The sequence below is a fragment of the Kribbella monticola genome, from assembly GCF_003261635.1.
Classification (GTDB): domain Bacteria; phylum Actinomycetota; class Actinomycetes; order Propionibacteriales; family Kribbellaceae; genus Kribbella; species Kribbella monticola.
This window is the reverse complement of the sequence record NZ_QFXK01000022.1, coordinates 13,438-26,441: the sequence shown is the minus strand read 5'-3', so window position 1 is coordinate 26,441 and position 13,004 is coordinate 13,438. Positions and strand designations below refer to the sequence as shown.

The window sequence follows — 13,004 nt, the reverse complement described above, 5'->3', positions numbered from 1 at the left end:
GTTGCCGGTTCCGGAGTGAGTTTGCGCACTTACCGGCGGTCGCGCGAGTCCTTGCCCCCGCAACGATCGTTGACGGGACAGCGGGGGTGTCGGCGATGCTTGCCTGTGTCACCTTCCTCCGCCGGGTGACGGCTGGACCGGCGCGGGGGAATGACCGGCCCACCGCCCTGGGTTGCCACGAACGGAAGTTCTGACGAGAGGGGTAGGACATGGCGGTCGATCTGGGACGGGTCGGGGTCTGGCATCAGGCGCACAAATGGGGGCCGGAGCTCGCGGCCGGGGTCGAGCAACTCGGCTACGGAACGCTCTGGCTGGGCGGCTCCCCCGCGGCCGACCTGCGCGACGCCGAAGTACTACTGGCAGCGACGGACTCGGTGGCCGTCGGCACCAGCATCGTGAACGTGTGGAAGTCCGATCCGGTCCAGGTGGCGGAGTCCTACCACCGGCTGGAGGACGAGTTCCCGGGGCGGTTCCTGCTCGGCATCGGGGTGGGTCACCGGGAGCAGACAGGCGAGTACAAGTCGCCGTACGAGACGCTCGTCGACTACCTGAACGTGCTCGACGACGGCAAGGTCCCGATGGAACGACGGCTGCTCGCAGCCCTCGGCCCGCGGGTGCTCAAGCTGTCGGCGGCCCGCACAGCCGGGGCAGTGCCGTACCTAACGACTCCCGAGCACACTCGCGAAGCGCGGGCGACGCTCGGCGACGCGGTGCTGCTCGCGCCGGAGCAGAAGGTCGTGCTGGAGACCGACAAGGAGATCGCGCGCGCGGTGGCGCGGGACTACCTGGCGACGTACCTGAAGCTGAGCAACTACACGGCGAATCTGAAGCGACTCGGCTTCTCCGACGAGGACTTCGCTGACGGCGGCAGCAACGACCTGGTCGACGCGCTCGTGCTGCACGGCACCGCGGTCGAGGTGGCCGACGGTCTGCGGGCGCACCTCGAAGCGGGCGCCGACCAGGTCGTCGTACAGCAGATCGGCAAGGAAGGGCCCGACCTGCTGCCTGGGTACGAGGCGCTCGCGACAGTTCTTTTCTAGTGCCTCACCGCAGAGTTCTGGCGGCTCAGCGCAGAGTGAAGTCGGCGAAGTCGAAGCCGGGCGAGACGATGCAGGAGACCAGCACCGGCTGATCCCCGGCCGGTCGCGCCGCTTGCCAAGCACCCGCCGGTACTACGGCCTGCGGGTGCTGGCCGGCCTCCACGTCCGGTCCGAGCGTGATCGGACTGGCTTCACCTGGGTCCTCGCCGGTCCCGCCGAGTTCGAGGGTCAACGGACCGCCCGAGTGCCAGAGCCAGATCTCGGCCGACTTCACCCGATGCCAGCGCGACTCCTCGCCCGGCGCGAGCAAGAAGTAGATCGCGGTCGCACTGGCCCGCTTACCGTCGTACCCGTCGGGTTCGAACTCGACCTCCGACCGCCACGTCTCCCGGAACCACCCACCCTCGGGATGCTTCTCGAGCCCCAGCACCTCAGCCAACTCCGGCCGCACGTCATCACCCATGCCTCGAACGCTACCCACTCGGCTTGCAGGTCGGTGCAATGCGGTGGCGCTGGGCGGGCGGGTTGGGCAGAGTTCGGGCTATGAGCGATGTCGAGCTGCCGTCCGAGTACCACCGCAGGCTTCCGTACGGCGAGCGGATGTCGGCGGAACCCCTGCTGGGTGGTCCGTTCTTCCCGTTCGAAGGCGATCTCCAGGTGGTCCCGCTCGATGAGCCGGTGCTGCCTGAGCCGCCGCGCGCGGGCGAGCCTGGCGGCATACCGTGCATGACATGCGCCGAACCGGAGCGGGGCGCGATCTGGGCCGACGACCAGTGGATCCTCAAGGGTGGGCTTCAGAACGGCCTGCAGATGGTCGCGCTCCTGGTCCCCCGCGAGCACTACCGGCTCGACAACCTCCCACCCGAACTCACCGCGACCCTCGGCCCGATGATCCAGCGCGTCGCCGGCGCGATCCGCCGCATCGACGGCGTCGGCCGCACCCACTTCAACCGCTGGGGCGACGGCAGCGAACACTTCCACATCTGGTTCCTCGCCCGCCCCGTCGGCATGATGCAACTCCGCGGCGCCATGATCGCCGCCTGGGACGACCTCCTCCCCCCACTCCCCGCCGAAGAGTCGAAAACCAACGCCCGCACCGTCGCCCAAGCCCTGGCCGAACTCTCCGGCACTCCCCTGGGCATCGCCACCACCTAACAACCCGCTTCGCACCTCCTCCGTCGGCGCTCGACCCACCCACCCCAGATCGCCGCTTCATCGCGGCGCGAACAGCGTGTCGTGGCAAGCGTGGCTCCGGTGGTTACTCGTGCGAAGCGCCCGCTCGCACCTCGTCCGTCAGTTGCCCGCTCGTCGCACCCTTCGCTCGTCGGACCCATCGCCAACGGGTCTGGGGGTACCTATCGTCGGGTGGGTGATCAATGGTGCGCATGTCATCATCTACAGCCGGGACGCCGAGGCGGATCGGAAGTTTTTCGAGGAGGTGCTCGGGTATCCGCATGTCGATGCCGGGCATGGGTGGTTGATCTTCAAGTTGCCGCCGGCCGAGGTCGCCGTTCACCCCGCCGACCAATCCGAAGCGCATGAGCTGTTCTTGATGTGCGACGACCTCGAGCAGACGGTTGCGGAGCTGACCGCGCGGGGTGTCGAGTTCGTCCGGCCGGTCGAGGATCAGCGCTGGGGCATCCTCACCTCGATCCGTCTTCCCGGCGGCGGCGAACTCGGGCTCTACCAGCCGCGGCACCCACCGGCGTACGACCTCTAGCACCGCGCCACGGTCGCGCTCCGGCAGCGTGTAGTTGCGGAACGTGCCGGAACTCTTGACTCACCCCATCGGCTCGGCTATCTATTGCTGACAACGATGTCACGCCGCCCGTGACCCCGTCGCCGCGTTCTGCGAGGCGACGTTGTCTCGACGTCGAAGGTGGGGAACCCCATGAAGAATCGCAGCAGCCGTCGTGCGTCCGCAGTACTGGCCGGGTCGGTGATCTCGGCCCTGGCCCTCGCCGCCACCGCGCAAGCCGGCCCCAGCCCCGCACCGCCCAGCAACCACGCAAGGCAGACCAGTTATCCAACGACCGCCACGCCACCAGATCCCGTACTACGTAACCTCAGAGCGCCCGAGCCGGTCGGCGCCAGCAGGATCACCACAACCTCGGCCGACCCGACCGAGCAGGTCGATCCGCTGATCGGCACGTCGAACGCCGGCAACGTCTTCCCCGGCGCGGTCACGCCGTTCGGGATGTTCTCGTTCAGCCCCGAGACCAGCCGCGGCAACGCCTACCGCACCGCCGCACCTGGCGGCTACCTGTACTCCGCTTCGAAGATCCGCGGCTTCAGCCTGACCCACATGTCGGGCACGGGCTGCGCCGGCGGCTCGGGCGACATCCCGATCTTCCCGTACGCCGGGGAGGTGACCTCGTCGCCGCAAACCGACGCCAAGGACGAGGTCTACGCGAGCACGTTCTCGCACGCGAACGAGGTCGCCCGGCCCGGCTACTACAAGGTCGGCCTGGACTCCGGCGCCACCGCCGAACTCGCCGCGACCACCCGCACCGGGTCCGCGGCCTTCACCTTCCCGCAGGACAAACCGGCCACGGTGATGTTCCGTACGTCGAACTCCGAGGTCGGCTCCAGCGACGCCCAGCTCTCGATCGACCCTGCGAAGCGAACCGTGACCGGGTCGGTGACGAGCGGCAACTTCTGCGGGTACCTCGCCTCGGTCGGCCGGCGCAGCTACTACACGCTGCACTTCGTCGCGGAGTTCGACCAGCCGTTCGCGAAGACGGGAACCTGGCAGGACACGACGGTCACCCCTGGGTCGACGAGCGCACACGGCGGTACGTCGTACGGGGTTGATGGGTGGATGCCGCCGAACAAGGGCTCGGGCGGCTATGTCGGGTTCGACGCCAAGACGGTCACGATGCGCGTCGGCATCTCGTACGTGAGCGCGGCCAACGCTGCTGCCAACCTGAGGGCCGAGAACCCGCGCGGCACCTCACTGGCCAAGACAGCGGCGCGGGCGAAGCAGGCCTGGCGCGACCAGCTCAACCGGATCGAGATCGGCGGCGGTACGGCCGAGCAGCGCACTACCTTCTACAGCGCGCTGTACCACGCACTGCTGCACCCGAACGTGTTCAGCGACGTCAACGGCCAGTACTGGGGCTTCGACCAGAAGCCGCACCGCGTGCAGCACGGACAGGCAGCGCAGTACGCGACCTTCTCGGGCTGGGACGTCTACCGGTCGCAGCTGCAGCTCCTGACGCTGCTGGAACCACGAAAGGCCGGTGACATCGCCCAGTCGCTGCTGAACCAAGCCCAGCAGAACAACGGCATCTGGGATCGCTGGACGCACGCATCGGGCAGTACTGCGGTAATGACGGGCGACCCGTCTGCTCCGGCCGTTGCCGGCATCTACGCCTTCGGTGGTACGAACTTCGACGCACGCACTGCGCTCAAGTCGTTGGTTAAGGCAGCCACTGTGCCGACCGCCAGCGACCTCAGCTCGGCCGGTAAGCCAGTGATGTCGATCGGGCAGCGTCCTTCGCTCGACAAGTACCTGGCGCTGCACTACCTGCCCACCAAGTCCAACGCCTGGGGTGGTGCGGTCGAGACGCTGGAGGACAGCACTGACGACTTCGCGCTCGCACAGCTCGCCGCGCGGACCGGCGACAAGGCGATGTACGACCAATTCCTGAAGCGGTCGCAGTACTGGCAGAACGTGTTCAATCCCGAGAACGGCGGCTACATCCAGAACCGCGACGACAACGGCGCCTGGCCGGCGTTCGAGCCCGCGACCGGCGACGGCTTCGCGGAGGGCAGCAGCGCGCAGTACACGTGGATGATTCCGCACAACAGGGCTGGGCTGTTCGACGCAATGGGCGGTACTGCTGCCGCGACCGCACGGCTCGACGCGTTCTTCAAGGATGCCGACGGCAACTGGGCCCTGACGAAGTCCGGCGATCTGCACGCCGAGATGGACAATGAGCCGTCGATCAACACGCCCTGGATCTACAACTACACCGGGCAGCCTTACAAGACACAAGAAACGTTGCGGCAGGCAATGACGCAGCTGTGGAACACCACGACCGGCGGTATTCCTGGCAATGACGACCTGGGCGCTATGTCGTCGTGGTTCGTGTGGAGCTCGCTCGGGCTCTACCCGGACGTGCCCAGTCGCGCAGACCTACAGGTAGCCGCACCGTTGTTCCCGCGTGCAGTAATCCATCGCGACAGCGGTCGGACCATCCGCATCAACGCACCTGGAGCACCAGCGACCTATGTGCAGAGCCTGAGGGTGAACGGACGTAGTACGAGCAAGCCGTGGCTGCCCGAGTCTTTCGTGAGCCATGGCGGCACACTCGACTTCAAGCTCGGTACTGCGGCCAACACCGCTTGGGGCTCGGCTGCTGCCGACGCACCGCCATCGTGGCGCACCGGCGAGATCCCCTTCCAGACTGCAACCGATGCGAGCCGCGTTGTCGTCGCCCCTGGCGCCACCAGCGATCCGGTGACCATCAAGGCGCACCGGTTGAATGGAACCGCCAGCACTGTGCAGTACTCGGTGACAACCCCTGCAGGACTTACTGCGTCGCCTGCCAGTGGTTCTTTCACAGTCGATCCGGCCAGTGGCGTCGGTGGAGCTCCAGTACGAATCAGTGCAGCCGCTGGTACGCCGGACGGCCGCTACGAGGTCACTGTGGCATTGAAGGCAGCAGACGGTACTGCGCTCCCCCGGCTCGGGTTCACCGTTGTTGTGGGCCTGCCGAACACCTTCTCCGTACTGCGCGAAGGCGTGGCCGTCTCTGACGACGCGGGCGATCACAACGAAGCCGACTACGATGGCGGCGGGGTCAGCTACTCGCGACAGGCTCTTGCCGCCGCAGGGCTCAGCCCGGGCAGCACTGTGACGCAGGAGGGGCTGACGTTCACCTGGCCCGGCGTACCGGCTGGGGAGCCTGACAACGTGCCTGCTGACGGGCAACTGCTGAACCTGGACCTCCCAGCCGGTGCCACGAAGCTGTCGTTCGTCGGCAGCGCAGTGAATGGCAACCAGGAGGGTGAGGGGCTCCTGACGTTCTCGGACGGCAGTACTGCGCCGATCGACCTCTCCTTCAGCGACTGGACGCTGGGTGGCGGCGGCGACGCCGTGCACTTCGGCAACCTGGTGGTCGCGACCACGCCGTACCGGAATGAAGCAGGCGGTGGGCGCGACAACGTGGCGACCAACATCTTCGCCACCGCACCGATGACCTTCCCGACGGGCAAGACGCCGGTTAGCGTGACGCTGCCGAAGAACCGCGACCTGCGGATCTTCACGCTGGCCACCGGCTGATCCCGACGCCCATTAGGAGACAGATCGATGAGAGTCACCACTGTCATCGCGTGCAGCGCGCTGACCATCGCAGGACTGCTGACCACCGCCCCGACCGCCTCGGCAGCACCCGTCGCGGACGCCGTCACCACCAGCGGCCCCTGCCAGTACACCGCGACGCCGGACGACCCGTCGCCGCGTCCGGTGTCCCTGCCGCCCGACCCGGTGAACACCCCGAACAAGGGCATCGTGAAGGTCGTCCTCGCCACCAACCAGGGCCCGATGCTGCTGTCACTCGACCGCGCCAAGGCACCCTGCACGGTGCAGAGCTTCCTTCACCTCGCCCGCAGCCGCTTCTACGACTTCACCACCTGCCACCGGCTGACCCTGTACTCGACCCTCAAGGTCCTCCAGTGCGGCGACCCGACGGGAACCGGCGAACGCGGCCCCGGCTACTCGTACAAGGACGAACTCCCCACCGACCTCCCGAACTGGCCCACCGACCCGACCGGCACCAGCAAGGTCTACGCCCGAGGCACCCTTGCGATGGCCAACGCGGGCCCCAACACGAACGGCAGCCAGTTCTTCCTGGTCTTCGCCGACTCCCGCCTCCGCCCCAACTACACAGTCTTCGGCACCGTAGACCGCCTAGGCCTCCGCGCCCTCGACCGCGTAGCCGCCGCCGGCGTCCAACCCACCCCCGAAGACCCAGCCCCGGTCGACGGCACCCCCGTCCGCACCACCAACATCCTCATCGCCCGCCAACTAGGCCACTAACCCACGCGGCTCCGTCAGCGCTCCCACCCACGGCTGGACGGTGGGAGCGGTGACGGAGGAGCTGCGTGGGTCAGTCTTTGGCGGGCCAAGGAGAGTTGGCCGGGCGGAGGTTGTCGAAGCCGGGGCCGTTGAGGGCTGCCCAGGCTGCTAGGGCACCCATGACGAGGATGGGGTTGTGCAGGTCGCCGGCCAACACGGCGCCTACGACGTCGACGAGGGGGGCCCAGACTGTTTCCATGTCGGCCTCTTCGTGGAGGCGGTCGTAGACCTCGGAGGCTTCTGACAGCTCGCGGGCCAGGAAGATCCGGACCGCCTCGTTGGTGAGACCTGGGGAGGTGAAGGCGTCGACCAGGACGCGCCAGTCGGCTGCCTTGGTGGCGGCTTCTTCCCAGAGCTCCCGTTCCGCGCCGATCTGGTAGTCCTCGCCGGCCACGTCGAGCAGCCCGGCGGGCGGCTCCAGCAACCGGTAGCCGACGGGATGCCGGTACTGCCGCACCAGCAGCATCCGGTTGTCAGCGTCGAGCGCGACGACCCCGACAGCGCCAGGATGAACGACGACGTCCCGTACGAAGGGCTCGCCACCAGAAGGCGGGACCACCTGGTCCCGCCGTACGGAGATCACCCGGCCGGTCGAGTGCACTACCTCGGACGAGGCGACGTCCCAGGATTCCCGGGAGTCGGCCAGCCCCGCACCGAACCGCAGTACAGGGTGGTCCTTCATCGCGCCTTCACCGGTTCAGCGGCGGCAGCAGCCTTCTTGGAAGTAGTGGCCTTCTTCAGCGCCACCTCGTCCACCGGCAACCGCGACTCCCGCTGCCGCACCAACGCCGCCGCGATCAACCCGGAGAACAACGGATGCGGCTTCGTCGGCCGCGACCGCAGCTCGGGGTGCGCCTGCGTGGCCACGAAGTACGGGTGCAACGACCGGTCCAGCTCGATGAACTCGACCAGCTCGTTGTCCGGCGAGACCCCGCTGAACACCAGCCCAGCCGTCTCCAGCTTGTCGCGGTAAGCGTTGTTGACCTCGTAACGGTGCCGGTGCCGCTCCTGTACCGAAGGCGACCCGTAGAGCCCACGCACGATCGACCCGTCCGCCAGATTGGCCGGATACAACCCGAGGCGCATCGTCCCGCCCAGGTCGCCACTACCGGAGACGATGTGCTTCTGCTCCTCCATCGTCGCCACGACGGGCTCCGACGCATCGGCATCGAACTCGGACGAGTTCGCCTCGACCAACCCGGCGAGATCCCGGGCGACCTCGATCACCATGCACTGCAGCCCGAGGCAAAGCCCAAGGATCGGTACGCCGTTCTCCCGCGCGTACCGGATGGCGCCGATCTTCCCCTCGATCCCGCGCACCCCGAAGCCACCAGGAATGCAGACCGCGTCCACATCGCCGAGCAACCGAGCCGCCGCCTCGGGAGTAGCGCACTCGTCCGAGGCGATCCAGCGCAGATTCACCTTGGCGTCGTTGTCGAACCCACCAGCCCGCAGCGCCTCGGCAACCGACAGATAAGCGTCCGGCAGATCGATGTACTTCCCGACGAGCGCGACGGTGACCTCGTCGGCCGGCTGGTGCACCACGCGCAGCAACTCGTCCCAGCGGGTCCAGTCGACGTCGCGGAACGGCAGGTTCAGCCGCCGTACGACGAACGCGTCCAGCCCTTCGGCGTGCAGCACCTTGGGGATGTCGTAGATCGAGGGCGCGTCGACAGCGGCCACGACGGCCTCGATGTCGACGTCGCACATCAGCGAGATCTTCTTCTTCACGTTGTCCGGGATGTCCCGGTCGGCGCGGCACACGATGGCGTCGGGCTGGATACCGATCGACCGCAGCGCCGCGACCGAGTGCTGGGTGGGCTTGGTCTTCAGCTCACCGCTCGGGGCCATGTAGGGCACCAGCGAGATGTGCAGGAAGAAGACGTTGTCGCGGCCGACGTCGTGCCGGACCTGCCGGGCGGCCTCGAGGAACGGCAGCGACTCGATGTCGCCGACGGTGCCGCCGATCTCGTGCAGGACGACGTCGACGTCGGGGCCGGCCATCGCCAGCATCCGTTCCTTGATCTCGTTGGTGATGTGCGGGATCACCTGGACGGTGTCGCCCAGGTACTCGCCGCGGCGCTCCTTCGCGATCACCGACGAGTAGACCTGGCCGGTGGTGACGTTGGCGACCTGGGAGAGATCGCGGTCGAGGAACCGCTCGTAGTGCCCGATGTCCAGGTCGGTCTCGGCGCCGTCGTTGGTGACGAACACCTCGCCGTGCTGGAACGGGTTCATGGTGCCGGGATCCACATTGAGGTACGGATCCAGCTTCTGCATGGTCACCCGGATGCCCCGCGCCGTCAGCAGACTGCCGAGGCTGGAAGCCGTCAGCCCCTTGCCGAGACTGGAGGCGACGCCGCCGGTGACGAATACGTGCTTGGTCTGCTGCCCGAACGAAGCTCTGTCCACGGGCTTTAAGGCTACCTCTTGTCAACCAGTGGTCGCGACGAGACCCGCGTAGATGTCCAACAGATTCTTTGCAACCTCGTCTTCGTCCGGCCATCCGGCAGCCAACTTCAGGCCTTCTGTCCGCATAGCGGCCGCTGCGGCGGGATCGTCCAGAACCTTCCGTACGCCGTCCGCCAGCCCCCGCGAGTCCCCCGGAAACGCCAGTACCGCGCTGTCGCCGACCAGCTCCGGTACGCCGCCGACCGCCGTCGCCACCACCGGTACGCCGACCTGCAGCGCCTCCTGGAGCACCAGCGCCCGCGCCTCCCAGTGCGAAGTCAACAGGAACGCATCCGAAGCCCCGAGCAGATCCGCGACGTCGCTCCGATGGCCCAGCAACCGCACCGGCAGCCCTTCAGCGTCGATCCGCGCCTGCAAGTTGTCCCGCAGCGGCCCGTCACCTACCACCAGGAACACCACGTCCGGCCGGTCCTCAGCCACGAGCGCGGCTACCGACAGTAGCGTCGGGTAGTCCTTCTGCGGAGCGAGACGACCCACAGTGAGCACGACGGGTCCATCACCAAGCCCCAGCGACTCCCGCACAGCAGCCGACGGCGTACGAACCTCTGGCATCGCAGGCGCGGCAACAGGCGCGAGACGCGCCTGCCGAGCACCCAGCGAACGCGCGAGCTCCACCAGGTCGCTGGACGCCCCCAGAGTCAGATCGGCACCACGAGCCACCAAACGCTGCCCGAGCCGCATCACGACCCCGCGCGGCCCAGGAGCCAGTACTGCGTTGTGCCACGTCACCACGAGCGGCCGGAGCCGCGACCGATCGCGCAGTGCCGTCATACCGGCCCGGTAGCCGTGTGCGTGGATCACGTCGCAGCCACGCAACCCAGGAGCTTGGGCGACCACCACAGCCTCGCCGAAGTCGAAGTGATCCGTAGTACCGGGCGGTGCACAGACCACGACCTCGTGGCCGGCCTTGAGGTATCGCGGTACGAGTGAGGCGACGTGCTGACCGATCCCGCCCCGCGACTCCGCCAGCAGCAGGCCGATCCTCATTGCTTTTCCTCCGCACCAGTGGGGACGACTCCACGCCGCAGCAACACGCGAGTGTCCGAACGATCGACAGCCACCACGACACCGCCGTACACGAGCACTACGGCCAGCCCGGATAGCACCGAGAACACCAAGGCGCTCTCCCAGCCACCGTCACCCGCAGGCAACGCCACAACCCAACCGACCGCTCCGGCAACCACAGCACCCAGCAAGGCAGCCACTGTGGCGCGCAGCAACCCGCTGAGCACACCAGGTCCGGCGATCTGCCGCAACACCACAAGCAACACCACTGCTCCCCCGACCATGCCGACCGACATCGCAGCCGCCAGAGCGCCGACTGCGTCGAGCCCGTCCCACTCCAAGGTCAGGAGCACTCCAGCAACCGCCACGGCCAACCAGGCGCCGCCAGTGACCAGTGCGACCTGACGGCCAGCATGCCGCGCATAGAGCACGCGGCCGAGGTGCATCAATACGGAGAAGCCGATGATCGCCGGTGCGAAGGCAACCAGCCCAGCGCCGAGCGACGACGCCTGCGACTCCACGACCCGGCCGTCGTTGTAAGCAAAGATCCGCGCCACCGGTACCGCAGTACCCACCAAGAGAGCGGCACCGGCTCCACCAGCGAGCATGACTGCACGAGTAGAGCCACCGGCGTACAGGTCGAAGGCTGCGAAGTCCCGCGAATCGAAAGCGGCAGCCAGTCGCGGGAAGACCGCCGTGGTGATCGGAACAGCCAGTACTGCGTACGGCAGTAGGTACACCGCGTTCGCCCAGGTGTAGACGGCGATGCTTCCAGCAGCGCCTCGGTGGTTCGCCAAGTAGGTCGTGACGAGGAACGCCGCCTGCTGGGCAACCAACACGATCAAGCCGGCCGCAGCGAGCTTCCGCAGTACCGGTCCTACCCCGGGGTCGAGACGCAGCGTCGGCTTGATCGGCAAGCGCAGCAACAGCATCGGCACCAGCACGGTGAGGGCCAGTGCCAGTACGCCGAAGGTGGTGCCCCAGGCAAGCAAGTCGGAAGCTCCCCGCGAAGCCTGGTCGGCAACAGGAGCTACAGAAGCAAAGGCGATGTAGGTCGCCACCACGACCAGGCTGGACACCAGAGGAGCCACAGCACCGGCCGCGAACCGCTTGTGCGACTGCAGCACAGCCGTCGCCACCACTGTGACCGCATAGCCGAACACCTGCGGTACGAAGATCAGCAGCATCCGCGTCGCTGTGGCGGACGAACCACCACACTCAGGACCGGCGTCCAGCATCGCGTCCGTGTAGCGCGAGGCGAACAACCAGGCCAGCAAGGCGAACGGCGTCAGCAGCACCAGCGACCAGCTCAGCAGTGCACCGATGATCCGGCCCTGCGCGGCGCGATCGCCGCGAGCCACCGGACCGGCCAGCACCGGGATCACCGCACCGGCCAGTGCACCGCCGACCACGATCTCGAACAGGACGTTCGGAAGCTGGTTCGCTGTCGCGTAGGCGTCGGCGAGACACCCGGCGCCTACCGTCTTGGAGAAGACCAGCCATCGCCCGAACCCGACCACGCGCGCCAGGACCGTGACGCCCGCGACGAGCAGAGCGGCCCGGGCGATCCGACCACCGGTGGTCACCGGGGTCGTCGGCCCCACTGGTCGATCTTGTCCAGGGCCGGAGTCTCGGCGATCACCTTGGTGAAGCTGACCTTCTCGCTGGCGAGATTCAACGCGAGGACCACACCCAGCACCAGCACCTTGAGCGGACGCGGTAGCGACGCGGCCAACGCCGTACCGGTGATCGCGCCGAGGCCGTTCGCGCCGCAGTCGCCGAGCATCGAGCGCTCGCCGAGATCCGCGGGCGCCGCTGCGGCAGCCGCACCGACCACGGCCGACGCCGATCCGCTGACCAGAGCCACCGGAGCGCTCAGCGCGGTCACCGCCTTCAAGGCGCGTCCGGGGCGGAGGTCCATCAGGTTGGTGAGGTTCGCCGTACCGGCGATCAAGGCGCCGTCGGCAACGATCCCGACTGCGGCACCGAAACCCTTCGATGGGCGTGGCAGCAAGGCAGCGGCAACGAGTCCGGCCGCGCCGACCCCGAGGATCTTCACCGCACCGCTGGTCACCTCACCGCGCCGCAGCGCACTCAGATGACCGCGAAAACCCTTGGTGGTCGTGGTTCCCGCAAGATCGTCGTACGCGCCGACGGCACCGGACACCGAGCCGGCGATCAGCGCGGCCGTACGTTCGCGCCCAGAAGCTCCGGCGGCGACACCGGCGAGCGCGCCCAGCACGGCCACCGGGCCTTCCAGCAACGTGACCGTCTCGCCGCGATGGTTCGTGCGCTCGAACGGCGCCCGGTTCTCCTTCGGCAGCTTCGCAGCGGCTCGCTCAACGGCAGCAGCGGCCGCCGCGGACACCAGCGCGGTGCCCAACTTCCCCAAACCCATTGGC

General features: G+C 67.8%; 11 protein-coding genes. 5 read left to right on the top strand and 6 right to left on the bottom strand.

What is annotated here, in order from left to right:
• Positions 1-209: 209 nt before the first annotated feature.
• Positions 210-1,040 carry an LLM class F420-dependent oxidoreductase gene (locus tag DIZ26_RS09220; RefSeq protein ID WP_112239374.1) on the top strand — a complete coding sequence of 277 codons (831 nt, stop codon included), beginning with the start codon at positions 210-212 and terminating at the stop codon, positions 1,038-1,040.
• 25 nt (positions 1,041-1,065) lie between these two features.
• On the opposite strand, the gene DIZ26_RS09215 is transcribed toward DIZ26_RS09220, so the two are convergent.
• Positions 1,066-1,503, bottom strand: a complete 438-nt coding sequence (locus tag DIZ26_RS09215) for a cupin domain-containing protein (protein ID WP_112239372.1) — start codon at positions 1,501-1,503, stop codon at positions 1,066-1,068.
• An 80-nt stretch (positions 1,504-1,583) separates the two neighbouring features.
• Between DIZ26_RS09215 and DIZ26_RS09210 the strand changes: the two genes are divergently transcribed.
• The 4 genes from DIZ26_RS09210 to DIZ26_RS09195 all read left to right on the top strand — a co-directional run bounded on the left by DIZ26_RS09210 (position 1,584) and on the right by DIZ26_RS09195 (position 7,086).
• Complete coding sequence (locus tag DIZ26_RS09210; protein WP_112239370.1) at positions 1,584-2,195, top strand: HIT family protein; 612 nt, start codon at positions 1,584-1,586, stop codon at positions 2,193-2,195.
• Positions 2,196-2,409: 214 nt separating this feature from the next.
• A complete protein-coding gene (locus DIZ26_RS09205) occupies positions 2,410-2,760 on the top strand; it encodes a VOC family protein (RefSeq protein WP_112239368.1) in 351 nt (116 codons plus the stop codon).
• Between the two features lie 171 nt (positions 2,761-2,931).
• Positions 2,932-6,330, top strand: a complete 3,399-nt coding sequence (locus DIZ26_RS09200) for a GH92 family glycosyl hydrolase (RefSeq protein ID WP_198676010.1) — start codon at positions 2,932-2,934, stop codon at positions 6,328-6,330.
• 27 nt (positions 6,331-6,357) lie between these two features.
• Positions 6,358-7,086, top strand: a complete 729-nt coding sequence (locus DIZ26_RS09195) for a peptidylprolyl isomerase (protein WP_112239366.1) — start codon at positions 6,358-6,360, stop codon at positions 7,084-7,086.
• 70 nt (positions 7,087-7,156) lie between these two features.
• Here the strand turns inward: DIZ26_RS09195 and DIZ26_RS09190 are convergent, their stop codons facing one another.
• Genes DIZ26_RS09190 through DIZ26_RS09170 form a run of 5 tightly spaced genes read right to left on the bottom strand, consistent with a single transcriptional unit; the run spans position 7,157 to position 13,000 of the window.
• The gene (locus DIZ26_RS09190; RefSeq protein WP_112239364.1) at positions 7,157-7,807 is read right to left on the bottom strand and encodes an NUDIX domain-containing protein; all 651 of its coding nucleotides are present in this window, start codon (positions 7,805-7,807) and stop codon (positions 7,157-7,159) included.
• The gene (locus DIZ26_RS09185) at positions 7,804-9,537 is read right to left on the bottom strand and encodes a CTP synthase (RefSeq protein ID WP_112239362.1); all 1,734 of its coding nucleotides are present in this window, start codon (positions 9,535-9,537) and stop codon (positions 7,804-7,806) included. Before DIZ26_RS09185 ends, DIZ26_RS09190 begins: the two co-directional genes overlap by 4 nt.
• A 21-nt stretch (positions 9,538-9,558) precedes the next feature.
• On the bottom strand, positions 9,559-10,584 hold the full coding sequence (locus DIZ26_RS09180) for a glycosyltransferase family 4 protein (RefSeq protein ID WP_112239360.1): 1,026 nt from the start codon (positions 10,582-10,584) through the stop codon (positions 9,559-9,561).
• Positions 10,581-12,206 carry a murein biosynthesis integral membrane protein MurJ gene (murJ, locus tag DIZ26_RS09175; RefSeq protein ID WP_232828214.1) on the bottom strand — a complete coding sequence of 542 codons (1,626 nt, stop codon included), beginning with the start codon at positions 12,204-12,206 and terminating at the stop codon, positions 10,581-10,583. Before murJ ends, DIZ26_RS09180 begins: the two co-directional genes overlap by 4 nt.
• The gene (locus DIZ26_RS09170) at positions 12,185-13,000 is read right to left on the bottom strand and encodes a hypothetical protein (RefSeq protein WP_112239358.1); all 816 of its coding nucleotides are present in this window, start codon (positions 12,998-13,000) and stop codon (positions 12,185-12,187) included. The genes murJ and DIZ26_RS09170 overlap by 22 nt, the downstream gene beginning before the upstream one ends.
• Positions 13,001-13,004: the final 4 nt, after the last annotated feature.